Raw genomic sequence first — 22,898 nt, 5'->3', positions numbered from 1 at the left:
TGGCGCATACTATAGCCACAGGATATTATTTAAAAAATCAATAAATTTCTTACCATTGGTTTAGGAAACCTAAACAATGAACATCACCTTCAAACAGCTGCGCGTCTTTGTCGCCATTGCCCGCAGCGGCACCCTGACCCAGGCGGCGTCGCAGTTGTTTATGACCAAGGGGGCCCTGTCGCAAACCCTGAGCGAGCTGGAAAACCAGCTCGAGGTGCGGCTGTTTGAGCGCCAGCACGCCCGCCTGCTGCTGAACCATGAGGGACAGCGCCTACTGCCGGTGGCCGACGAGCTGCTGACCCGGATGCAGGGGGTGGAGAGTCTGTTCAACAATGGCAACGGCGATACTCGGCTGATGGTCGGCTGCACCAAGACCATCGGCAGCTATCTGCTGCCGGAGCTGCTCAGCGCATTCCAGCTGCGCTACGGCTGGCTGCCCCTGCCGATCATCGCCAACACCCAGAGCATTGCCGGCATGGTGGCCGGATTTGAGCTAGATGTGGCGCTGCTGGAGGGGCCGGTCACCGACCCTGCGCTAATCAGCCAGCCGTGGCTGGAGGATGAGATGGTGGTGGTCGCGAGCCTTGAACACCCGCTGGCCGGACGGGGCCCGCTGAGCTATGCGCAGCTCAGCCGGGAGCGCTGGCTGCTGCGCGAGGCGGGTTCAGCCAGCCGGGCATTCTTTGACCACCAGCTGGCGCCCCGCCTGGACAACCCACAGGTGGTGCTGTCGCTGGATGCCTTTGACGCTATCCTGGCGTGCGTCAAAAACAATCTGGGCATTACCTTTATTTCCCGCCGCATGCTGGAGCAGCCGCTGTACGCAGGGCAGTTCTGTATCCTCCCCTGCGAACCGCGCTTTAGCCGCCGTTTCTCCCTGTGCCTGCAGCGCAGCAAGTATATCTCCCCCACCCTAAATCTATGGCTTGAATTTTGCCGTCACTGGTCAGCTTAGGCGGGCGCCATACACGCCCGTGTAACGATTACTGGCCGCATCTACTTGAAACTCTTTGTATTACAAATAAATCCACACTGACGTTGAATGATCTATACTGCTTGGGTACTGAGCACTACTGCTGCTTTGATTATCTAATTCTAAGGAGATCAAGATGAGCACGGTTAAAAAAAGCGACGTCCAAGCACGCCAACGCCTTCCCCTGGCCACGCCAACCGATCTGGGCCATGAGGCAACCAAAGCAATCAGCGCAGCAATGAACGCACTGCTGGCCGACATTTTTGCCCTTTACCTGAAAACCAAGAATTTCCACTGGCATATGAGTGGCCCGCATTTCCGCGACTACCATCTGCTGCTGGACGAGCAAAGCGCACAGCTGTTTGCCATGACCGATGATATTGCTGAACGCGTACGTAAAGTTGGCGGCAATACCCTGCACTCCATCGGCGAAATCTCCCGGATGCAGCGCATTAAGGACAACGATGCCGAGTACGTCGATCCCATCGACATGCTGGCCGAGCTGTGTGAAGACAACAAACAGGTCGCCGCTGAGCTGCGCGCCGCCCATGCGGTCTGCGATGAGTATCACGACATCTCCAGCGCCAGCCTGATCGAAAACTGGATCGACGAAACTGAACGCCGCGTCTGGTTCCTGTTTGAAGCCTGCCGCCGCGCATAAGATCGTTTATTGTCGCTGTCACGGCGCCCTCTGCGGCGCCGTTTTCCTGCGTGGTACTTTCGTAGGGCGCTGCGTGCCCTGTCTCCCCCCTGCGCTGGCTGAACCGACCCTTTATCCGTATGATGGAGCGACTGTCACTCCCGGAGACCGGCATGATTTGGTTAATGCTCGCCACGCTGGCACTGGTGTTTATCGCCGGCTTCCGCGTTCTCAATACCCCCACCCGACGGGCCTGCCAACGCCTGACCCAGCGTCTGAATATCGAGCCCGTGCACGTCGAGTCGCTGCTCAGCCAGATGGGGAAGACGCAGGGGGAGGCATTTGTCCGCTATCTGCAGTGCGGCGGTGAATCTCACCTCAATAATGGCGCGGTGGTGTTACTCATCTATCAAACGTTTATCGTTAACGGTGACGACGACAACCTGCGCTACTGGCGCTCACTGCTGCGCAAGGCCGGTTTTAACGCCGATATCAGCCCGCATCAGGTGCGTCTGACGCTCGATTTTTTACGCGATCTGGAGCCAGATACAGATGAAATGTTGGCATTCCGCCTGCGCTATCAGCAATTGTTTGCACCGCAGGCGCTGGAGACAGAAGAAAATGGTGATAATGTCTACATCCTTGACCATTTCCGTTGACTATAATAAGGGCCGTTAACGTTTCTTGCGGCACATGTCACAAATCTGACATGTAATCTGTTGCATATTAAAAACCAGAACTTTTCATTCTCACACTAACTAATTAACGATATGGTTCAATCCGTGCGTTTTCTCCTCGGACAAGGTCGTCGCGTCGTACTGCGGCGTACCCGTTTCCCGTGGGCATGGCTCCCTGAACCGACACCGCCGTCATGGCCATGACGGCGGTGCAATACCCAGGCGTCCACGGCGGATGCCTGTGCCGGCCGATCGACCCGGTGCCATCAGTAAGGACATTTTTTATAAAAATAAAGAGTTACTGGCCTAACTCAATAACAGTGAAAAAATGTATAACTCACACGCACACTTCCCACTCCGTCCGGCAGACGAGCGTCGCCTGACGGCACTGTGGCATCCGCAGCGCTCCCGCGCCCACGGCAGTCTCCGTGCGCCCTTGCGTAAGAGATCATTAAAAAAATTCATTAATGCCGTTATGATTTCGCCATTAAATTTATTAGCACGCGGCTTCACTTTTTTCTCAGAAACATCGTTTACAAGACTGATAACCAAAGTTACTATACCCAATGAAACTAATGAGGTCATGATCCAATGCCACGTTCTATCACTCAAATCGAAGAGATGCTAAAGCAGCGCGCTAAGCGACAGCTGGATTTTCCCTATCAGGAGATTCTGCTGACCCGTCTGTGCATGCATATGCAGAATAAGTTGCTGGAAAATCGCAACAAGATGCTGAAAGAACAAGGGATTAATGAAACGCTGTTCATGGCGCTGATTACGCTGGATGCGCAGGAAGACTATAGTATTCAACCCTCCGAGCTGAGCGCGGCGCTGGGATCATCGCGTACTAACGCGACCCGTATCGCCGATGAGCTGGAGAAGCGCGGCTGGATCGAGCGCCGCGAAAGTGACAACGATCGCCGCTGCCTGCATCTGCACCTGACGGAGGCAGGCAAGGCATTTCTGGCCGAGATCATTCCGCCGCAGCATAAGTGTCTACACTTCTTATGGTCAACGCTGACTCAGGAGGAGCAGCAGCAGCTGGAAGTGTTGACTCGTAAGCTGTTATCGCGCATTGAAGAGATGGAACAGTCCGGATTGCCACAGTAAGCCATTCACCTGAGATTATGCTTACCGTTACGTAGACGATCGCGCGTTTGTATCGCCAGCCCTCGGGGCAGCGCCGAACGACGCGCGGTCTGACCCGCCATCCAGAATGTACAATCGCTCTTTCTCTGACCGCACAGCGCACGTATCCACCAGACGATGTGTATCCGTGTCTGTTTCAATGCGCGGTTAAGACGATCTATCTTTTCATTCCTCCGCCCACTCTCCTATGCTGCCCAACGCCGGCGGCACGGCGACGGTGGTTATCAGCGTGCGCGCGGGGAAAATTCGACATGCAATACCCATCATATGACTATGGTTCCAAGAGGAAATGCGGAGAAACACCATGAGTGAAAACCTGGCGACACAGGCAACCCTGCCGCCTGCACCCAATAAAAAGAAACAACGTAAAACCTGGATGCTAGGGATGACCGGCGTGTTCATCCTGATCGCCGCTGCCTACCTGGTCTATTGGTTTATCGTTCTGCGCCACCACCAGGAGACCGATGATGCCTATGTCACCGGCAACCTGGTACAGATCAACGCCCAGGTCTCCGGCAGCGTAACCCGGGTTAACTTTGAGGGCACCGATCTGGTGAAGGCGGGCGACATCCTGGTCACGCTGGATAAAACCGACGCCCAGCAGGCCTATGAGCGGGCGAAAACCGCGCTGGCCAACAGCGTACGCCAGACCCACCAGCTGATGGTCAACGCCAAGCAGTACCAGGCCAACATCGCCATGAGTCAGGTGGCACTGAGTAAGGCTAGCAGCGACTACCAGCGCCGTCTGGCGCTGAGCCGCTCCGGCGCCATTGGCCGCGAGGAGCTGCAGCATGCGCAGGACGCCATGGAGAGCGCCCGCGCCGCGCTGGACGTCGCGGTCCAGCAGTACAACGCTAATCAGGCGCTGATCCTGAATACCCCGCTGGAAAAACAGCCGGCGGTGCTGCAGGCCGCTGCCCAGGTGCGCGATGCCTGGCTGGCGCTGGAGCGTACCCAGATCCGCAGCCCGGTAACCGGCTATGTCTCCCAACGCAGCGTACAGGTCGGCGCTCAAATCAGCCCCAACACGCCGCTGATGGCCATCGTCCCAGCCAGCCAGATGTGGATAGACGCCAACTTCAAAGAGACTCAGCTGGCCAATATGCGTATCGGCCAGCCGGCCACCGTCGTCAGCGATATGTACGGCGACGGCGTGGTGTTTAAAGGCAAAGTGGCCGGTTTGGATATGGGCACCGGCAGCGCCTTCTCTCTGCTGCCGGCGCAGAACGCCACCGGCAACTGGATCAAGGTCGTGCAGCGCCTGCCGGTACGCATTGAGCTGGATCCTCAGCAGCTGGCGCAGCATCCGCTGCGCATCGGGCTTTCCACGCTGGTCACCGTCGACACCGCCAATACCCGCGGCGAGGTGCTAGCCCAACAGGTGCGTAAGACGCCGGCCTACCAGAGCAATGTGCTGACGCTGGATCTGGCGCCGGTGAATCGCGAGATCGCCGGGATCATCCAGGCCAATGCCGCTTAATCTGCGCCGAGGTGACTGTGCAACAAAAACCGCTTGAGGGAGCCAAGCTTGCCTGGGTGACCATCGCGCTGTCGATGGCCACCTTCATGCAGGTGCTGGACTCCACGATCGCCAACGTGGCCATCCCGACCATCTCCGGAAACCTGGGCGCCTCCAACTCTCAGGGAACCTGGGTCATCACCTCGTTTGGGGTGGCCAACGCCATTTCGATCCCCATCACCGGATGGCTGGCCAAGCGCTTTGGCGAGGTGCGGCTATTTCTGTGGTCAACCGGGCTCTTCGCCCTGACCTCTTGGCTGTGCGGGATATCTCAAAGCCTGGAGATGCTGATCCTGTTCCGCGTGCTGCAGGGACTGGTCGCCGGGCCGCTGATCCCGCTCTCTCAGAGTCTGCTGCTCGGTAACTATCCCCCGCCAAACGCAACATGGCGCTGGCCCTCTGGTCGATGACGGTGATCGTCGCCCCGATCTGTGGGCCTATACTCGGCGGCTATATCAGCGACAACTACCACTGGGGCTGGATCTTCTTTATCAACGTGCCGCTGGGGATCGGCGTGGTGCTGGTGAGCATGTCGACCCTGAAAGGGCGAGAGACGCGCATCGAGCATAAGCCTATCGATACCGTCGGCCTGATCCTGCTGGCGCTGGGCGTCGGCTGCCTGCAGGTGATGCTGGACAAAGGCAAGGAGCTGGACTGGTTTAACTCGCCGGAGATCGTTCTGCTGACGGTGATCGCCGTCGTGTCGCTGATCTTCCTGCTGATCTGGGAGCTGACGGACGATCACCCGGTGGTAGATCTTTCGCTGTTCAAGATCCGCAACTTTACCATCGGCGTCCTGTGCATCAGCCTGGCCTACATGCTCTACTTTGGCGCCATCGTGCTGCTGCCGCAGCTGCTGCAGGAGGTGTATGGCTATACCGCCACCTGGGCCGGACTGGCCTCGGCGCCGGTAGGGTTAATTCCGGTGCTGCTCTCCCCGATCATCGGCCGCTTCGGCGCCCGGCTCGACATGCGACGGCTGGTCACCTTCAGCTTCATCATGTATGCCGTCTGCTTCTATTGGCGTGCCTACAGCTTTGAGCCAGGCATGGACTTTGGCGCCTCGGCCTGGCCGCAGTTTGTCCAGGGGTTTGCCGTGGCCTGCTTCTTTATGCCGCTGACCACCATCAGCCTGTCCGGTCTGCCGCCGGAGCGCATCGCCGCGGCCTCCAGCCTGAGCAACTTCTGCCGTACCCTGGCCGGCTCGATCGGGGTCTCGATCACCACCACGCTGTGGACGCGGCGCGAAGCGCTGCACCATACCCACCTGGCCGAATCGATCACCCCGTATAATCCCGTCGCCCAGCAGGCCTATGGCGAAATGGAAAAGCTGGGGCTGAACAGCCACCAGGCCTCCGCCCTGATAGCCCAGGACATCACCGCCCAGGGCCTGATCATCTCGGCAAACGAGATCTTCTGGGCCTCGGCCGGCGTCTTCCTGGTGCTGCTGATACTGATTTGGTTCGCCAAGCCCCCCTTCTCCAGCGCAGGCGACAGCGGCGGCGCCCACTGATCCAACGCGCCACGTGCCTCTCTCAACCGCCCATCCTGGGCGGTTTTTTTTAACGTTTTTTCCCTGCCATCCCCTCTACCTGGGGCCCTCGTTGGCGATAAACAGAATTAAATTGAAATTAAAAGTAATTATCATTTACTATCTCATTCCACAGGGCGGCGCCGAACGTCGTGCGCAGGCCCGCTGACCAGGAGAAAAACCGATGATGCGTAGCTTATCCACCGCCGTTACCGCCTGGCTGCGGCTCGGTGCCGCCGGCCTGCTGTTTGGCCTCAGCGCTCTGCCCGCCGCCGCCGACGGCTCGCTGACGCTGTATACCACCCGGGAACCGGGTCTGATCAAACCGCTGCTGGAGGGATGGACACAGCAGAGCGGCGTGCAGGTCAACACCGTCTATATCAAAGACGGAATGCTGGAGCGACTGAAGGCCGAAGGCGCCAACTCACCGGCCGATCTGCTGATGACCGTCGACGCCGGTAATCTGCTGGATCTGGTCGAGGCGGGCGTCACCCAGCCGGTCGACTCCGCAACGCTGACCCAGGCCATCCCCGCCAACCTGCGCGGCAGCGACAACCAGTGGTTCGCGCTATCGATGCGCGCCCGCGTACTCTACATCGCCAAGGATCTCCCCGGCCGTACGCTGCAGTATCAGGATCTGGCCAAGCCGGAGTGGCACAACCGCATCTGCATGCGGTCGGGCCAGCACCCCTACAACACCGCGCTGGTGGCAGCGATGATCGCCCATCAGGGCGAAGCCAAAACCGAGCAATGGCTGCGGGCGCTGAAGGCCAATCTGGCGCGTAAGCCGACCGGCGGCGATCGCGACGTGGCGCGCGATATTCTGGGCGGCATCTGTGATATCGGTATCGCCAACTCCTACTATGTGGGACACCTGAAAAACGCCAAGCCGGGCAGCGATGCCCGCCAATGGGGCGAGGCGATCGACGTGATCAGACCGACCTTCGCCAACGGCGGCACCCACGTCAACATCAGCGGCGCCGCCGTGGCCCGCCATGCGCCAAACCGTCAGGCCGCCGTACAGCTGATGGAGTATCTGGTCTCCCCAGAAGCCCAGCAGCGCTATGCCCGCGCCAACTACGAATACCCGGTGCGCCAGGGCGTGGCGCTGGACCCAACCATCGCCGACGCCATTGGCACCATTACCCCGGATCCGCTGCCGCTGACCGAGATCGTCAAACACCGTAAACAGGCCAGCCTGCTGGTGGATAAAGTTGGCTTCGATCAGTAAGCGATGGCCCCCGATGGGCCTCCGGATACGCGACGCCCTGCCGCGCCCGACGCCGCTGGCGCTGGGCGCGATGAGCGTCGCCCTGCTGGCGGTCACGCCGCTGCTCTCGCTGCTGTGGCTGGCCGCCGACGGTGGGGTTCAGCACTGGCGCGATCTGTGGCGCTATGTCCTGCCGCAGGCCGCGCTGAATACCCTGCTGCTGCTGGCCGGGGTAGCGCTGCTGGCCGGCGCCATCGGCGTCGGCTGCGCCTGGGCGGTGAGCGCCTTTCAGTTCCCCGGGCGGCGCCTGCTGAGCTGGGGACTGCTGCTGCCGCTGGCGATGCCAACCTACATCGTCGCCTTCTCCTGGCTGGATCTGCTGCACCCGATTGGCCCGCTGCAGAGCGCGCTGCGCCTGCTGCTCGGCTATGACAGCCCGCGCCAGTTCCGCCTGCCGGATATTCGCGGCGTCGCCGGGGCCATCGTACTGTTTAGCCTGGTACTCTACCCCTATATCTATCTGACGATGCGGGCGATGTTCATCAGCCAGCCCGCACACCTGCTCGAGGCGGCGCGCACCCTCGGCGAAAACGGGCGCGGTACCTTTCTGCGCGTCGTGCTGCCCATGGCCAGGCCGGCGCTGGCGGTCGGCATCAGCCTGGCGCTGCTGGAGACCCTGAACGATCTCGGCGCCTCGGAGTTCCTTGGGGTGCAGACCCTGACCGTCGCCGTCTATACCACCTGGATCACCCGTTCAGACATCGCCGCCGCCGCCCAGATCGCCTGCATGATGCTGGGATTTATCTTCCTGCTGCTGACGCTGGAGCTATACGGACGCCGGCGCCAACGCTATGCGGGCCGCGGCCTGCGCACCCTGCAGCCGCAGCCCCTGCGCGGCGCGCGCGCCTGGCTGCTCAGCGCCGCGACGGCGCTGCCGCTGCTGCTCGGCTTTATCATTCCGCTGCTGCACCTGATCTGGCAGAGCCTGAAGCGGCTGGAAAGCCAGACCCTGCTCTCCGCCGAGCTGCTGGCGGCGCTGCGCAATACCCTACTGCTGTCGCTGGGTGTCACGCTGCTGGCGGTGGCGATCAGCCTGGCGCTGAGCTGGTATGCGCGTATTCGGGCGCTGGCGCCGCCCACGCCGCCGCTGCGCCGGATCACCCTGCGCCTCGCCTCGCTGGGCTATGCCGTACCGGGCACCATTCTGGCCATTGGCTTTATGCCGCCGGCGCTGCGCGCCGATGCCTGGCTGGCGACGGCGCTGGAGATACGCGGTCTGCCGCTGTTCTCCTGCGGCCTGCTGCTGGTTCTGTGCTGCACCCTGCGCTTTCAGACCATTACCCTCGGCGCGCTGGACGCCGGGCTGGCGCGTATCGCCCCATCGCTGGAGCAGGCGGCCCGTTCGCTGGGCGAGCGAGAGGGAGCGACCTTTTGGCGCATACACCTGCCGCTGCTGCGGCCGGCGCTGATCGGCAGCGCGCTGCTGGTCTTCGCCGACGTCATGAAAGAGCTGCCCATTACCCTGCTGCTGCGTCCGGTCAACGTGGAAACGCTGGCGACCCTGCTGTATGCCGAGGCCGCGCGCGGCACCTACGAAGACGGCGCCATCGCGGCGCTGCTGATCGTACTGGCCGGCACCCTACCCATGACGCTGTTGGTACGCAACCAGTTAAAACACGCGGGAGAGTCGCGATGAACGAAATGGCCTTATGCCTGGATAATCTGCACGTCAGCTATGGCGCGGGCGCCGGTGCCCAGCCGGTGCTGAACGGTTTCTCCCTGTCTCTGCGTCAGGGGACGCTGGCCTGCCTGCTCGGCGCCTCCGGCAGCGGTAAGACCACCGTGCTACGCGCGATCGCCGGATTTGAGCGCCTCAGCCACGGCAGCATCCGCATCGCCGGGCGCTGCGTGGCATCGCCACAGCAGCACCTGGCGCCGGAGCTGCGCCGCGTCGGCATGGTGTTTCAGGACTACGCGCTGTTCCCGCACCTGACCGTAGCGCAGAACATCGCCTTTGGCCTGCGTCGCCAGCCGCGCGCCGTCCAGCGGACGCGCGTCGCCGATCTGCTGCAGCTGATCGAGCTGTCAGGGATCGGCGAACGCTACCCGCACGCCCTATCCGGCGGCCAGCAGCAGCGCGTCGCCCTGGCGCGGGCCCTGGCCCCCCAGCCGGATATCCTGCTGCTGGATGAGCCCTTCTCCAGCCTGGACGAGGGCACCCGCGAACGCTTAGGACAAGAGGTGCGAGCGATCCTCGCCGCCGCCGGACAGACCGCGCTGCTGGTGACCCATAGCGCCCAGGAGGCGCGCACGATGGGCGGCCCGATCCTGCATATCGCCCACGGTCAGGCGCTGAGCTGCGCCGACGCGGCGTAACCCACGCGCGCCGCCGCCGCGGTGAGGTGCGGATAAAAAAATACCCCGTGGGCAGTACGCTCACGGGGTATTTGTTTTTCCGGATGCGCCGCCCGATGTCAGGCGGCGCGCGGGGCGATTACTGCATCAGCAGATACAGGGTGTTGTCGCCACGCTGGATGTTCAGCGCCAGCACCGGCGGCTTGGCATCCAGAATTTTACGCAGCTCACCGATGTTGGCGATCGCCTGCTGGTTCACGCCCAGGATCACGTCGCCCTTCTGCAGGCCGATACGCGCGGCGGTGGAGCCTTTCTTCACGTTATCCACCTTCACGCCCTTGCCACCGGCGGCGTTGCTCAGCTCGGCCCCTTCGATACCGCTGAAGATGTTGTCAGAGGCCACCTGGCTCTGCGCGCTCTGCTCCAGGGTCACCTCCACGTTCATCGGCTTACCGTCGCGGATGATTCCCAGCGCCAGCTTGCTACCGACCGGCATGGTGCCGATTTCAGCGCGGAAGGAGGCGAAGCTGGAGATGTTCTTCCCGTTCAGGGAGACGATGACATCACCGGCTTTCAGCCCGGCCTTCGCGGCGGCTGACTTCGGCAGCACCTGGCTGATGAAGGCGCCGCGCTGGGCGTCGATCTTCATCGCCTTCGCCAGCTCGGAGTTCAGCTCGGTCCCCATGATCCCCAACTCACCGCGTTTCACCTGGCCATACTCCACCATCTGACCGGTCAGGTTTTTCACCATGTTGCTCGGAATGGCGAAGCCGATGCCGATGTTGCCGCCGTCCGGCGCCAGGATCGCGGTATTGATCCCAATCAGATCGCCGTTCAGGTTCACCAGCGCACCGCCGGAGTTACCACGGTTGATCGCCGCGTCGGTCTGAATAAAGTTCTCGTAGTTTTCCACGTTCAAGCCGCTGCGGCCCAGCGCGGAAACGATCCCGGAGGTGACGGTCTCACCCAGCCCGTAGGGGTTGCCGATCGCCACCGCATAGTCGCCCACCCGCAGATTATCAGAGTCCGCCATCTTAATGGCAGTCAGGTTCTTGGCATCCTTCAGCTGAATCAGCGCGATATCGGTGCGCGGATCGGTGCCGATCACCTTGGCGTCGAAGCGGCGGCCGTCGCTCAGTTGCACTTTAATGCTGTCGGCGTTAGCCACGACGTGGTTGTTGGTGACAACATAGCCTTTCCCCGCGTCGATAATCACCCCGGAGCCCAGCGCCTTAAAGCGCTCTTTGGACGGCGCATTGCCGCCGCCCTGACACATCGGCGAACCGCCGAACGGCGAGCCCGGCTGGCACAGCGGAGAGTCTTCGCCAAAAAACTGCTGGAACTGCGGCGGCACGCGGCTGTTATTGACGGTCGCGCTGCCCTCGACGTTGATGCTGACCACGGACGGCATCACTTTCTCCAGCATCGGTGCCAGGCTCGGCAACGCCTGGGCGGTGGTGGCGGAAGAGGTCTCTGCCGCACTGGCCGACATCGGGCTCAGCGCCATTCCCAGACTCAATGCAACGGCACTCAATACTAAAGTGGTTTTTTTCATAGCACGATTTTCTCTCGTATTAGCAACGATAAAACGGATTCATTCAGCGGCGCTGAACGGCGTTGCGCCAGACGGCGCCGCTATCACCGAGACGGTGATATTATGTTTACTAAGAGTAGTAAACTGAAATGAAGTTCACCGCGATAAAGTCAAGGAAGCGTAAATATTTATACGCCCGACTTTACAAAGCCAGCGTATGCGCGCGATATATCCAGCAGATGATTATTCCGCCGCCATCAGCCGGCGATACTCATCATAGGCATATAAATCCGTCATTCCACTGATATAGTCCTGTATCAGGCGCGCCCGATAATAATACTCCCGCACCTGCAGCTGGGCACCGTCAAACGCCGCCAGGCCGTCCACCGCCTCCCGGTAGGCCAAGCGATGCTTCACGGAGAGCTTGTGAAACAGCCGCGTCTCGATCAGGTAGTCGGGGTGGCGATCGTCGCGTACCAGGCGCAGAAAATCCGACTGCGGCATGGCCAACAGCGGACTATAAATATCCAGCAGTCCCTTAATCACCCGATACCCCTGCAGCTCCAGCTGTTCGACCTCGAAATGATTGAATACGTGCTTCAGCGCAACCTGTTTAAATATATTCAGCAGCCGATACTCTTCAGCCCCGGCGGACAGCAGCGGCTCATTAAATGCGCCAATAAAAATGTGTTGCAGGTTATTTAAAAAACAGTCGGCGGCATAGGGAACCAGACGCTTCACTACATTCACCCGCAAATACATAAAAAAGATATCGTCAGCGCTGCGCCGACCGTATTTTTTATTGCAGCGCTCGAAGGCATCCTGCACGGTGACGCTGAACAGATCGCCGCTGGTCACCGTCCCCCATTCCTCCTTCAGCAGGGCGTACAGCTGCTCCACGCTGAGCAGGTGCTTTTCGACCGTATCCTCAAGATCGGCCACGCAGTACGAAATATCATCCGCCGCCTCCATGATATAGGTCAGCGGAAAGCGATGATACGGCAGCAGATCGACCTGCTGGCGCAGCTGCGCGACAAACGCCTCTTCTGCCCAGTAGTAACCGGGCTTTTTCATCAGATAGTCAAAGCCCGCCGGCAGCGGCCCCTGCCAGTAGGCCGGGCGAGTGTACTTTAAGACGCAGGCGGTCTGGGCATAGGTCAGATTCAGCTTGAGCAGGGTATGGATTAAACGGATAGACTGGGCGTTACCCTCAAAGTTGCTCAGGTCGATACGCAGACGGGCGCGCAGGGTATCTAGCTCGGCATCCTGCCCGTCGCGGCGCAGGAACGCCACCTGACAGGCCGCATCGTCCAGCCGGTTATGGCCATCGGCGCTGACCCCCAGCGCGCGGCTGAACCAGGCCTTGATGGCCGCCTCGCCAAAGTGGCCGAAGGGCGGATTGCCCATGTCATGCATCAGGCAGGCCATCTCGACGCAGCTTGCAAAGGCGTCGGTGTAGTCCGCAAGGCCCAGCTCCACGATATGCCCCTGGCTAGAGAGGCAGTGCAGGATCTCCCGGGCGATATGCCGCCCCACCTGCTGAACCTCCATCGAGTGCGTCAGGCGCGAACGCACCGCCGCGTTGCGCTCCAGCGGAAACACCTGGGTCTTCTGCTGCAAGCGGCGGATGGCCGCCGAGTTGATGATACGTCCACGATCGCTCTCAAACTGGCGTCCGATCTCGTAAGCGCCGTGCAGGAACAGCGCCTCCTCCGCCGAGCGCAGGGGACGCTGGTAACTGAGTTTGGACGCAAAATCGATGCTCATGGTGAATCTCCCACCGTGGAGGGCGTCGCAGACACGCCCGATGTCCACAGCCTAACAGATAATTTCCGCCATTGCCGCCCTGCGCAGCGGTCTGGGACAGAGCTATGCTAAACTGCGCAACCGGATTCCCGTTATTACTCCCAATTACAGGTATTGATATGAAAGTAGGCATCATTGGCGCCATGGAGCAGGAAGTTACCCTGCTGCGCGACCGCATCGAAAATCGTCAGACCCTTAGCCTGGCCGGCTGCGAAATCTATACTGGCCGCCTGCACGGCGTTGAGGTTGCGCTGCTGAAGTCCGGCATCGGCAAAGTCTCTGCGGCGATGGGAACCACCCTGCTGCTGGATCACTGCCGCCCGGACGTGGTGATCAACACCGGCTCCGCCGGTGGCCTGGCCAGCACCCTGCGGGTCGGTGACATCGTTATCTCCGATGAGGTGCGCTACCACGACGCCGACGTCACCGCCTTTGGCTATCAGCCGGGACAGATGGCCGGCTGTCCGGCGGCCTTTAGCGCCGATGCGGCGCTGATCGCCCTGGCCGAACGCTGCATCACCGCGCTGCAGCTGAACGCCGTGCGCGGCCTGATCTGCAGCGGCGACGCCTTCATCAACGGCGCCGAGCCGTTGGCCCGTATTCGCAGCACCTTCCCGCAGGTCGCCGCGGTAGAGATGGAAGCGGCGGCCATCGGCCACGTTTGCCACGCCTTCCAAACCCCATTTGTGGTGGTGCGCGCCATCTCCGACGTCGCCGATCAGGAGTCCCATATCAGCTTTGATGAGTTCCTCAAGGTCGCCGCCGAGCAGTCCACCCTGATGGTGGAAGCGATGCTGCGCGCACTGGCCGCCCAGTAATCCATGGCCCTGCGACGCGCCAAACGCCGCCGCGGATCGGGCGGCATACTGTCGCTGGCCGTGCTGCTGCTGGGCCTCGGCCTGAGCCTGCCCCCGCTGCAGGCGGCGGCGCTGCGCGTCGTCAGCCTGTCGCCGCATACTACCGAACTTGCCTACGCCGCCGGCCTCGGCGATAGCCTGGTCGCCGCCAGCGCCTATTCCGACTACCCGCCGCAGGCGGCAGGGCTAGAAAAGGTGGCCTCCTGGAACGGGATCAACCTGGAGCGCATCCTGGCCCTTAAGCCCGATCTGATCCTGGCCTGGCACGGCGGCAATCCCCGACGCGTACTCGATCAGCTGAGCGCGCTGGGGATCCCCCTCTTCTACTCCGATCCCCAGCGCGTGGATCAGGTGGCTGACGATCTCGATAGGCTGGCGGTCTATAGCCCTCACCCCGGGCAGGCGCACCGCGCCGCCGCCCAGTTTCGCCAGCGTCTACAGCAGCTGCGCCAGCGCTACGCCCGGGGCGCGCCGCTGCGGGTGATGATGCAGTTCGGTAACCAGCCGCTGTTTTCGACCTCCGCTAAAACGCTGCAGAGCGATCTGCTGACGCTGTGCGGCGCACAGAATATCTTTGCCGACAGCCCGGTGCCCTGGCCGCAGGTCAGCCGCGAACAGGTGATGGTGCGCCACCCGCAGGCGATCGTCATCGGCGGCGACGCTGCTCAGGCGGCCATCGTCGCCGACTATTGGCGCCCCCAGCTCGCGGTGCCGGTGATCGCCGTCAACCAGGACTGGCTCAACCGCAGCGGCCCGCGCATTCTGCTGGCCGCCGACGCCCTCTGCGCACAGCTGCATACGCTGAGCGCCGCAGCGCCTCCCCGCTGAGCCCCGGCGGGCGCGCCCTGCGCCCGCCTTTCTTCCCCGCGCTTGTCAGACAAAACGCCGCTGGATTCGGTGGGATCCGCCGCTGGCGCGAGCCGACGCACAGAATAGCCAAAAGCTGGCTCTCTCCTCATCCGCCAACGTGGCGTAATCCCCGTTTTCACGCTATCTTATGCGCCGCCGCTGGAAGGTGATTCCCAATCAAAACAATAAGATCACAAATAATTGTCATTACAACTAATCCTGCCGGAGTCCGGTGGCGTTGAAGAGGTAAGGGTTATGCTGGTTTACTGGTTGGATATTTTGGGGACGGCGGTCTTTGCCATCTCTGGCGTGTTACTGGCGGGCAAACTGCGCATGGACCCCTTTGGCGTCCTGGTGCTGGGAGTTGTCACCGCCGTAGGCGGCGGCACCATCCGCGATATGGCGCTGGATAATGGCCCGGCCTTTTGGGTACGCGATCCCACCGATCTGGTGGTGGCGATGGTGACCTGTCTGCTGACCATTGCCCTGGTGCGCCAGCCGCGCCGTCTGCCCGGCTGGGTGCTGCCGGTGCTGGACGCCGTGGGTCTGGCCGTCTTCGTCGGCATCGGGGTCAATAAGGCCTTCGCCGCCGGCGCCGGCCCCATGATCGCCGTCTGTATGGGGGTGATCACCGGGGTGGGCGGCGGCATTATTCGCGACGTGCTGGCGCGGGAGATCCCGATGATCCTGCGCACCGAAATTTACGCCACCGCCTGCATCATCGGGGGCATCGTCCACGTCACCGCCTATGTCACCTTTGGCATGGCGCTACAGCATGCCATGATGCTGGGCATGGCGATCACGCTGGGTATCCGTCTGGCGGCTATCCGCTGGCATCTCAAGCTGCCGACCTTCACACTGGACTAAGCCCCGGGCGCCGCCGATAAAAAAATGGCGCCTTCCACAGGAAGGCGCCACGCGAGATCCCGCGCTCCGGCTTACGCTTAGATACTGAACGACGATCCGCAGCCGCAGGTCGTCTTCGCGTTGGGGTTATTGACGATAAAGCGCGATCCTTCCAGCCCTTCGGTATAGTCCACCGAACCGCCGACCAGGTACTGCAGGCTCATCGCATCCACTACCAGCGCAACGCCCTGGTTCTCAATCGTCATATCACCGTCGTTGACGTTATCATCGAAGGTAAAGCCATACTGAAAACCGCTGCAGCCGCCGCCGGTAATGTACACGCGCAGCTTCAGGTTCGGGTTATCTTCGTCTGCGATCAGGGATTTCACCTTGTTTGCCGCCGCATCGGTAAACTGCAGCGGCACTGCCATTTCATCACTCATTGATTGCTCCAGCCAGTGTACATGTCAGAATGCCGCTTGGCCCAGGGCATACTGACTCATCGGACGATTATCTAATACCCGAGTAATCCATTCAAGTATTGGTGGTTTGCTGCCCACTCTGCTCCGCCCGTTTCTGCGCGGCCTCCTGCTCCTGCATCTGGCGATGCAGCGTACGCTCCAGAATGCGGGAGTACAGCGGTTTACCACCCAGGAACTGCGCCAGTAGTGTAGCGCCAAGGCAGGTAATGATCATGGGCAAAATAAGCTGATAGTTGTCGGTCATCTCCAGCACCAACACAATACCGGTCAGCGGCGCGCGCACCGTGGCGGCAAACAGCGCCCCCATGCCGGCGATAGCAAAGGTGCCCGGATCGATGCCATAGTGCGGAAACAGATAGGCGGCCGCCATGCCAAACGCCGTTCCCAGCAGGGTGCCGAGCGCCAGCATCGGGGCAAAGATCCCGCCCGGCGCGCCGGAGCCAAAGCACAGCAGCGTCGTCACCACGCGGGCGATGAAGATAAACAGCAGCATGCCGACGGTATAGTTGCCTTCGGCGGCGATGGGGATCAGGGCAAAGCCGCCGCCCGCCGCCTCCTGCTGGATCAGCCCCAGCGCGCCGCACAGGCCGCCAAGCGCCGCGCCGATCAGCATTAGCTTACGCCAGTTACCGCCGTGCATGCGCTGGAACATATCCTGGGTACGAAAGACTCCCATGTTAAACAGCACGCCGACGATACCGAACACCATGCCCAGCACCAGATAAAGCCACAGGGTATTGATCTCCGCAACGCCCAGACGCCCGACCTCGATCACCGAGTGTTCGCCATTGAAGAGGCGGAACACCACGCAGGACATGATCACGCCGATAAACACCGCCTTGATCGACACCAGGCTATAGTGGAACTGTGGGCGCATCTCTTCAATGATAAACAGGATCCCAGCCAGCGGCGCGTTGAACGCCGCCGTCAGGCCCGCTGCCGCACCGGTGGCCAACAGCGTATGACGCGTCTCGTTGTCACGCTTGGGCAGGCGGAACAGGTCATATACCATCTGCCCCAGGTTGCCGCCCATCTGCACCGTGGGTCCCTCGCGTCCCAGCACCATGCCGGCCCCCAGGGTGCCCAGACCGCCGATGAATTTCACCGGGATCACCCGCCACCAGCGCGCCGGGCGCAGATCCTCCAGCGCCCCCTCAATCTCCGGGATACCGGATCCACCGGCCTCTGGCGCAAAGCGGCGCACCAGATAGTAGCCGCACATGGCCAGCAGCGCTGACCCCAGGATCGCCGCAGGCCAGACGATAAACCAGTAGTTAGCGACCTCCGCCAGACCGGCCAGACGCTGCTGCTGCACCCAGTCCACGCAGCGCTCAAAGGCGACGCCCATCAGTCCGGCCAAGGTTCCGACGATCGCCGCCAGCACCAAAGTGGCGAGCGGCGTCTTATCCCGGTGTATTACGCGTTTCAGCACGTTACTGCGCCGTAGATGGGGCGTCGTCGGCTGAGAGATCGAGTCTTGTTGCGTAGTCATAGTTAATTCAGTCAGTGAAGTTGGTCAAGGAATAGATAAATAGTACAAATAGGTTGAGCATTTTACTCTCTCTGAGAGGTCTCGTCTCCGCAAACGATTAGACAATGCCTCTAACGGCCAAAATTGACACGCCATGCCATGGCGCATCACGACGCATTTCATCTGGCGCCAGACTTCTCTAGAATAGCACAGGCTTATTACCTTATTTTCTACACGTCTGGAGCCGATAATGAACAAGTCCGAACGACTGTACGAGCAGGCCAAAACGCTGATCCCCGGCGGCGTTAACTCCCCGGTGCGCGCCTTTACCGGCGTTGGCGGTACGCCGCTGTTTATCGAGCGGGCCGACGGCGCCTACCTGTATGATGCCGATGGCAAGGCCTACGTCGACTACGTAGGCTCCTGGGGCCCCATGATCCTGGGCCATAATCACCCGGCGATCCGCGATGCGGTAATCGCCGCCGTCGAGCGCGGGCTGAGCTTCGGCGCACCGACCGAGATGGAGGTGCGTATGGCCGACCTGGTCACCTCGCTGATCGACAGCATGGACATGGTACGCATGGTGAACTCCGGTACCGAGGCCACCATGAGCGCCATCCGTCTGGCGCGCGGCTTTACCGGCCGCGATAAGCTCATCAAGTTCGAGGGCTGCTACCACGGGCACGCCGATCATCTGCTGGTCAAGGCGGGCTCCGGCGCCCTGACCCTGGGTCAGCCCAACTCCCCGGGGGTACCGGCCGATTTCGCCAAACACACCCTGACCTGCAGCTACAACGATCTGGACTCGGTGCGTGCCGCTTTCGCCCGCTATCCGCAGGAGATCGCCTGCATCATCGTCGAGCCGGTGGCGGGCAACATGAACTGCATTCCGCCCCAGCCGGGCTTCCTGCAGGGGCTGCGTGAACTGTGCGATCAGTACGGCGCCCTGCTGATCATCGACGAGGTGATGACCGGCTTCCGCGTCGCCCTCGGCGGCGCCCAGGAGTACTACGACGTCGCCCCGGATCTGACCTGCCTGGGCAAGATCATCGGCGGCGGCATGCCGGTGGGCGCCTTCGGTGGACGCCGCGAGGTGATGGAGGCGCTGGCGCCGACCGGTCCGGTCTACCAGGCCGGGACGCTGTCCGGCAACCCGGTCGCCATGGCCGCCGGCTACGCCTGCCTGAACGAGATCAACCAGCCGGGGATCTACCCACGGCTGACGGAGCTGACCGATAGCCTGGCCGAGGGGCTGCTGGCGGCCGCACGCGAAGAAGGGATCCCGCTGGTGGTGAACCACGTCGGCGGCATGTTCGGTATCTTCTTCACCGACCAGTCCGCCGTCACCGGCTATCAGGACGTACTGCGCTGCGACGCCGAGCGCTTCAAGCGCTTCTTCCACCTGATGCTGGAGCAGGGTATCTACCTGGCGCCGTCCGCGTTCGAGGCGGGCTTTATGTCCCTGGCCCACAGCCAGGAGGATATCCAGAAAACCATCGACGCCGCCCGCCGCAGCTTCGCCAAGCTGAAGTAACCCCCGCCTTGCCTCCTGCGGGGGGCGTTGATGGGGCGGACCACGCGAGCCGCCAAGCGCGTAGCCATCCACGCACAGGGGGCTCCGCCGGCGGCGCGCGGGTTAGGCATGATGGTGCGATGGACGAGAGGCTGCCCATCGCACCTGCGCCTCAGCCCAGATGATCGCCATCACACTTCCCCTCGCGTTTTTGCATTCTATTCTGCGTCCCCTTCCGCACTATCCCATTGAAACGTTGTATACCCTTAACCAATCAATACTAAAAATCGAATCAATACACGCGCCAATAATATTGGAGGGCAAATCAAATCACTTTGAGAATGGCGTCAATAACGCGACTCAACTCAGGAGTGATTTATGTCCCGCGATGTTTTCAACGACTCCCCCTATCAGGCCGCCGAGATCCTACGCGCGGCAAAGCCAAATTTCTCGCCGCGCATTGCGATGATCCTCGGTTCTGGCCTGGGCACATTGGCCGACCGTCTGGACAACAAAACCGGCGTCTCCTACGACGCTCTGCCGGGCTTTCCCGTCAGCAGCGTAAGCGGGCACGCCGGTGAGGTAGTCATGGGCACGCTACACGGTATTCCGCTGCTGTGCATGAAAGGCCGCGGCCACTTCTATGAAGGCGCCGGCATGGGCATCATGACCCAGGCGGTACGCACCTTTAAGCTGCTTGGCTGCGAACTGATGCTCTGTACCAACGCCGCCGGCTCACTCAACCCGGCCATTCCGGCCGGTTCACTGGTCGCGCTGAGCGATCACATCAACACCCTGCCATCAACGCCGCTGGTGGGGCCGAACGACGAGCGATTCGGCCCGCGCTTCTTCAGCCTCGCCAATGCCTATGACACCGGGCTGCGCCAGCGGCTGCATGCCTCGGCCCGCGAGCTCAACCTGACGCTGTACGAAGGGGTATATGTTTCCTATCCGGGCCCCAACTTTGAAACCGCCGCCGAGATCCGCATGATGCAGCGCATGGGCGGTGACGTCGTGGGAATGTCGGTCGTGCCAGAGGTCATCGCCGCCCGCCACTGCGGGCTAAAGGTACTGGCCGTCTCCGCCATTACCAATATGGCCGAGGGGCTGGGCGACGTTGAGCTTTCCCATGAGCAGACGCTGAAATGCGCGGCGATGCTCACCGACGACTTTATCCATTTAATCAGCCAGTTCGTGAAGAACTCCCGCTGATCCCCTGCCACCGGCAGGCCGTTCGCCTGCCAGGAGAACCGCAGATGCAAAATCATTACGACTCCCGCGGCAGACTGAATGCCATCTCATACCTGAGCTACTATTTTGTCGGTGCGCTGGTTTCAACCCTGGGCATTGTCCTCGGCCCGCTGTGCGTCGCCTTCCAGAAAGAGCCGAGCTTTATCGGTCAGATCTTTACCTTAATGAATATCGGCATGTTTATACCGATTATGTTCGGCGGCCTACTGATCAAAAAGTGGGGGCTACAAAAGCCGCTGGCGGCGGCCGCGCTGTTCACTATCATCATCAGCATCGCGCTGTTCACAACCCCCACACTCACGCTGTTCAGCGTGGCGGTCGCGGTAATCGGCGCCTGCGGCGGTATTTTTATGACGATAGGGAGCTACCTGGTCGTCCGCATCAATCCCGATGAAAAAAGTCGCTCCTCAAGCCTGATTTTCACTGACTTTTTCTTTAGCCTCGCCGGCGCAACGCTCTCCTTTCTTTTGGCATGGATGTTTAAACTCGGCGCCGGCTGGATCGCAATGTATGCCATCATGGGCGCGCTTGGCGTGCTGATGCTGCTGTTCGTCCTGCGCGCTCGCTTTCCCAGCGATGAGACAGCGGCGCAAAAGCAAACCGCGGCCCCTGCCGCGGCCGCCGCAGAGTCATGGGGCATATCGGTATGGCTTATCTGCCTGGCGCTGTTCTTATTCCTGCTGGCGGAGCCGATTTTTACCCTGTGGACACCGGGATACCTGCAGCTACGCTTTGCCATGCAGCCCGAGCAGGCCGCGCTCTACACCACCGTATATTGGGTGAGTAAGGCTATCGGCCTCTTCCTGAATCAGTTCACCGTAAAATGGATGAGACTACGCACCTTTCTGCTGATCTGTACCGTTATCGGCATGGGGTCGATCGCACTGATTAGCAACGGCGCCGACGCCGGCCTGATCCTGATCGCCTGTGGCACCTTCGGATTCTTTAACTCTGGCCTATTCTCGGGACTGATGAGCTACGGCTCACTGCAGGTCCGCCGCAGCTCATCGACGCTGATCTCTGCGCTGCTCACCTGCGGTACCGTCGGCACCCTGCTGTTCGCCAGCGTCTCCTCGCTGATCAATGGCCGGTTCGGCCTGCACGGTGCGCTCAACAGCGCCACCGTTGCCTACGGTCTGCTGCTGCTGACGCTGCTGGGCGCTGCGTTTTTCAGTAAGGCCGAACGTCTGCAGACAAGCGCCCCCGCCGTTTGACAGATCTGAGAGGGAGGGCAAGAATGGGCGCTCCCTCTCCCTACATGATGACCTCCATGACCGAACCCCCGCTTCTCAGCCATATCCGCCTCCGTATGCTGCGCTACTTCCAAGTACTCGCTGACGAGCTTCACTTTGGCCGGGCCGCCGCCCTGCTCAATATCTCCCAGCCGCCGCTCAGTATGCAGATCAAAGAGCTTGAGACGATCCTGGAGGTCGAACTCTTTGAGCGTTCCAGTCGGCGCGTCGCATTAACCCACGCCGGAAAGGTGCTTAAAACCGAAGTCGATCGCCTGTTCAGCGCAGCAGAGCAATCGCTGAGCTACGTGCGTCAAATCGGCCGGCGTGAAAAACAGCATATCAATATCGGCATCATCGGCAGCGCTATCTGGGGAGTCTTGCTCACCCGGCTAAAAATGTTTCGCGCTCACCACCCGGACGCCGACTGGAGCCTCAGCGAACTCGCCCAGCAGCAGCAAATCGCCGCCCTGCGCGCCCGAACGATCGATATCGCGATCAACCGCAATGTCATCCCCTGTGCGGAGGCCAATATTCGCTGCCAGCTCATCGCCCGAGAGACGATACGCCTGGCGGTTCAGGAGGATGACCCGCTGGCGCGCCGCCGCCGGGTCTCGCTCCACGAACTGGCCACGCGACCCTTGATCTCGCTGTCGTTTAACCAGGGGGATTTCGCGCGCCAAGTGTATGACGCCTGCGTAGAGCGCGGCTTTCACCCGCTGATCGTTCAGCAGGCGTCCGAGCCGCAAACCGTGCTGGCGCTGGTAAGCGCCGGCAACGGCGTCGCGCTGCTGCCGGAAACCTGTGCGACGATCGCCTGGCCAGGCGTCGCCTTCGTCGAGCTGGAGGAGACGATCCCTGCCGACCTCTACGCCCTGTGGAATGACGAACCGCAGCCGGAGATCCTCAACCGGCTACTGAGCGCGCTGCGTGGCTAGAGCGTCGGTGAGCGCCGTGCGATCGCCCTGCTGCCGTGGCCCCGCAGCGCGGCGCCCCCCGCCCG

At 61.3% G+C, this 22,898-nt stretch carries 19 protein-coding genes and 1 pseudogene; 16 read left to right on the top strand and 4 right to left on the bottom strand.

The annotated features are described in order from the left end of the window. The first annotated feature begins 76 nt into the window (after positions 1 to 76). From QY76_RS06645 to QY76_RS06605, 9 genes and pseudogenes are all read left to right on the top strand, one after another. Positions 77 to 955 (top strand): LysR substrate-binding domain-containing protein, encoded by an 879-nt coding sequence (locus tag QY76_RS06645; RefSeq protein WP_034165531.1) that lies wholly within the window; start codon positions 77 to 79, stop codon positions 953 to 955. A 154-nt stretch (positions 956 to 1,109) separates the two neighbouring features. Continuing rightward, a complete protein-coding gene (locus QY76_RS06640; RefSeq protein WP_012849587.1) occupies positions 1,110 to 1,634 on the top strand; it encodes a Dps family protein in 525 nt (174 codons plus the stop codon). 152 nt (positions 1,635 to 1,786) lie between these two features. After that, on the top strand, positions 1,787 to 2,272 hold the full coding sequence (locus QY76_RS06635; protein ID WP_034165529.1) for a DUF1198 family protein: 486 nt from the start codon (positions 1,787 to 1,789) through the stop codon (positions 2,270 to 2,272). Positions 2,273 to 2,881: 609 nt separating this feature from the next. Next, positions 2,882 to 3,400, top strand: a complete 519-nt coding sequence (gene mprA / locus QY76_RS06630; protein WP_034165528.1) for a transcriptional repressor MprA — start codon at positions 2,882 to 2,884, stop codon at positions 3,398 to 3,400. 343 nt (positions 3,401 to 3,743) lie between these two features. Beyond that, complete coding sequence (gene emrA / locus QY76_RS06625) at positions 3,744 to 4,919, top strand: multidrug efflux MFS transporter periplasmic adaptor subunit EmrA (protein ID WP_045425685.1); 1,176 nt, start codon at positions 3,744 to 3,746, stop codon at positions 4,917 to 4,919. Positions 4,920 to 4,936: 17 nt separating this feature from the next. Beyond that, positions 4,937 to 6,471: pseudogene (gene emrB / locus QY76_RS06620) on the top strand (multidrug efflux MFS transporter permease subunit EmrB). A gap of 202 nt (positions 6,472 to 6,673) precedes the next feature. Next, positions 6,674 to 7,720, top strand: coding sequence for an extracellular solute-binding protein (locus tag QY76_RS06615; protein WP_081854083.1), 1,047 nt, complete (start codon positions 6,674 to 6,676; stop codon positions 7,718 to 7,720). A gap of 13 nt (positions 7,721 to 7,733) precedes the next feature. Next, positions 7,734 to 9,395 carry an iron ABC transporter permease gene (locus tag QY76_RS06610; RefSeq protein WP_034165524.1) on the top strand — a complete coding sequence of 554 codons (1,662 nt, stop codon included), beginning with the start codon at positions 7,734 to 7,736 and terminating at the stop codon, positions 9,393 to 9,395. After that, positions 9,392 to 10,075: an ABC transporter ATP-binding protein gene (locus tag QY76_RS06605; RefSeq protein ID WP_034165523.1), complete on the top strand. Its 684-nt coding sequence runs from the start codon at positions 9,392 to 9,394 to the stop codon at positions 10,073 to 10,075. Before QY76_RS06610 ends, QY76_RS06605 begins: the two co-directional genes overlap by 4 nt. Positions 10,076 to 10,193: 118 nt before the next feature. Here the strand turns inward: QY76_RS06605 and degP are convergent, their stop codons facing one another. Together degP and dgt are read right to left on the bottom strand one after the other, a co-directional pair. Continuing rightward, a complete protein-coding gene (gene degP / locus QY76_RS06600) occupies positions 10,194 to 11,609 on the bottom strand; it encodes a serine endoprotease DegP (protein WP_034165522.1) in 1,416 nt (471 codons plus the stop codon). Positions 11,610 to 11,831: 222 nt separating this feature from the next. Further along, positions 11,832 to 13,355: a dGTPase gene (gene dgt / locus QY76_RS06595; protein WP_034165521.1), complete on the bottom strand. Its 1,524-nt coding sequence runs from the start codon at positions 13,353 to 13,355 to the stop codon at positions 11,832 to 11,834. A gap of 158 nt (positions 13,356 to 13,513) precedes the next feature. Between dgt and mtnN the strand changes: the two genes are divergently transcribed. The 3 genes from mtnN (at position 13,514) to QY76_RS06580 (ending at position 15,967) form a co-directional block, all read left to right on the top strand. Next, positions 13,514 to 14,212, top strand: coding sequence for a 5'-methylthioadenosine/S-adenosylhomocysteine nucleosidase (gene mtnN, locus QY76_RS06590; RefSeq protein WP_045425682.1), 699 nt, complete (start codon positions 13,514 to 13,516; stop codon positions 14,210 to 14,212). Between the two features lie 3 nt (positions 14,213 to 14,215). Continuing rightward, positions 14,216 to 15,079: a vitamin B12 ABC transporter substrate-binding protein BtuF gene (gene btuF, locus QY76_RS06585; protein ID WP_045425679.1), complete on the top strand. Its 864-nt coding sequence runs from the start codon at positions 14,216 to 14,218 to the stop codon at positions 15,077 to 15,079. 276 nt (positions 15,080 to 15,355) lie between these two features. Next, the gene (locus QY76_RS06580) at positions 15,356 to 15,967 is read left to right on the top strand and encodes a TRIC cation channel family protein (protein ID WP_034165517.1); all 612 of its coding nucleotides are present in this window, start codon (positions 15,356 to 15,358) and stop codon (positions 15,965 to 15,967) included. Between the two features lie 77 nt (positions 15,968 to 16,044). On the opposite strand, the gene erpA is transcribed toward QY76_RS06580, so the two are convergent. Then, on the bottom strand, positions 16,045 to 16,389 hold the full coding sequence (gene erpA / locus QY76_RS06575; RefSeq protein ID WP_034165515.1) for an iron-sulfur cluster insertion protein ErpA: 345 nt from the start codon (positions 16,387 to 16,389) through the stop codon (positions 16,045 to 16,047). A 91-nt stretch (positions 16,390 to 16,480) separates the two neighbouring features. Then, the gene (clcA, locus tag QY76_RS06570; RefSeq protein ID WP_045425676.1) at positions 16,481 to 17,920 is read right to left on the bottom strand and encodes a H(+)/Cl(-) exchange transporter ClcA; all 1,440 of its coding nucleotides are present in this window, start codon (positions 17,918 to 17,920) and stop codon (positions 16,481 to 16,483) included. A gap of 229 nt (positions 17,921 to 18,149) precedes the next feature. Here clcA and hemL point away from each other — a divergent pair, with 229 nt between their 5' ends. From hemL to QY76_RS06550, 4 genes are all read left to right on the top strand, one after another. Further along, positions 18,150 to 19,433 carry a glutamate-1-semialdehyde 2,1-aminomutase gene (gene hemL, locus QY76_RS06565; RefSeq protein WP_034165514.1) on the top strand — a complete coding sequence of 428 codons (1,284 nt, stop codon included), beginning with the start codon at positions 18,150 to 18,152 and terminating at the stop codon, positions 19,431 to 19,433. A 357-nt stretch (positions 19,434 to 19,790) separates the two neighbouring features. Continuing rightward, a complete protein-coding gene (gene xapA / locus QY76_RS06560; protein ID WP_034165513.1) occupies positions 19,791 to 20,624 on the top strand; it encodes a xanthosine phosphorylase in 834 nt (277 codons plus the stop codon). A gap of 44 nt (positions 20,625 to 20,668) precedes the next feature. Continuing rightward, positions 20,669 to 21,877: an MFS transporter TsgA gene (gene tsgA, locus QY76_RS06555; RefSeq protein ID WP_045425674.1), complete on the top strand. Its 1,209-nt coding sequence runs from the start codon at positions 20,669 to 20,671 to the stop codon at positions 21,875 to 21,877. A 23-nt stretch (positions 21,878 to 21,900) separates the two neighbouring features. Further along, a complete protein-coding gene (locus QY76_RS06550) occupies positions 21,901 to 22,833 on the top strand; it encodes a LysR family transcriptional regulator (RefSeq protein WP_049648773.1) in 933 nt (310 codons plus the stop codon). Positions 22,834 to 22,898 lie beyond the last annotated feature (65 nt).

It is taken from the genome of Edwardsiella sp. EA181011, from assembly GCF_000800725.1.
Classification (GTDB): Bacteria; Pseudomonadota; Gammaproteobacteria; order Enterobacterales; family Enterobacteriaceae; genus Edwardsiella; species Edwardsiella anguillarum.
This window is presented reverse-complemented; position numbering and strand designations above follow the sequence as displayed.

Bases quoted from the DNA above. Each gene is read 5' to 3' on its own strand.
- hemL (WP_034165514.1), top strand. From the start codon at position 18,150: ATGAACAAGTCCGAACGACTGTACGAGCAGGCCAAAACGCTGATCCCC.
- xapA (WP_034165513.1), top strand. From the start codon at position 19,791: ATGTCCCGCGATGTTTTCAACGACTCCCCCTATCAGGCCGCCGAGATC.
- mprA (WP_034165528.1), top strand. From the start codon at position 2,882: ATGCCACGTTCTATCACTCAAATCGAAGAGATGCTAAAGCAGCGCGCT.
- tsgA (WP_045425674.1), top strand. From the start codon at position 20,669: ATGCAAAATCATTACGACTCCCGCGGCAGACTGAATGCCATCTCATAC.
- QY76_RS06645 (WP_034165531.1), top strand. From the start codon at position 77: ATGAACATCACCTTCAAACAGCTGCGCGTCTTTGTCGCCATTGCCCGC.
- emrA (WP_045425685.1), top strand. From the start codon at position 3,744: ATGAGTGAAAACCTGGCGACACAGGCAACCCTGCCGCCTGCACCCAAT.
- clcA (WP_045425676.1), bottom strand. From the start codon at position 17,920: ATGACTACGCAACAAGACTCGATCTCTCAGCCGACGACGCCCCATCTA.
- erpA (WP_034165515.1), bottom strand. From the start codon at position 16,389: ATGAGTGATGAAATGGCAGTGCCGCTGCAGTTTACCGATGCGGCGGCA.
- QY76_RS06635 (WP_034165529.1), top strand. From the start codon at position 1,787: ATGATTTGGTTAATGCTCGCCACGCTGGCACTGGTGTTTATCGCCGGC.
- QY76_RS06550 (WP_049648773.1), top strand. From the start codon at position 21,901: ATGGGCGCTCCCTCTCCCTACATGATGACCTCCATGACCGAACCCCCG.
- QY76_RS06580 (WP_034165517.1), top strand. From the start codon at position 15,356: ATGCTGGTTTACTGGTTGGATATTTTGGGGACGGCGGTCTTTGCCATC.
- QY76_RS06610 (WP_034165524.1), top strand. From the start codon at position 7,734: ATGGGCCTCCGGATACGCGACGCCCTGCCGCGCCCGACGCCGCTGGCG.
- degP (WP_034165522.1), bottom strand. From the start codon at position 11,609: ATGAAAAAAACCACTTTAGTATTGAGTGCCGTTGCATTGAGTCTGGGA.
- btuF (WP_045425679.1), top strand. From the start codon at position 14,216: ATGGCCCTGCGACGCGCCAAACGCCGCCGCGGATCGGGCGGCATACTG.
- mtnN (WP_045425682.1), top strand. From the start codon at position 13,514: ATGAAAGTAGGCATCATTGGCGCCATGGAGCAGGAAGTTACCCTGCTG.
- QY76_RS06605 (WP_034165523.1), top strand. From the start codon at position 9,392: ATGAACGAAATGGCCTTATGCCTGGATAATCTGCACGTCAGCTATGGC.
- QY76_RS06615 (WP_081854083.1), top strand. From the start codon at position 6,674: ATGATGCGTAGCTTATCCACCGCCGTTACCGCCTGGCTGCGGCTCGGT.
- QY76_RS06640 (WP_012849587.1), top strand. From the start codon at position 1,110: ATGAGCACGGTTAAAAAAAGCGACGTCCAAGCACGCCAACGCCTTCCC.
- dgt (WP_034165521.1), bottom strand. From the start codon at position 13,355: ATGAGCATCGATTTTGCGTCCAAACTCAGTTACCAGCGTCCCCTGCGC.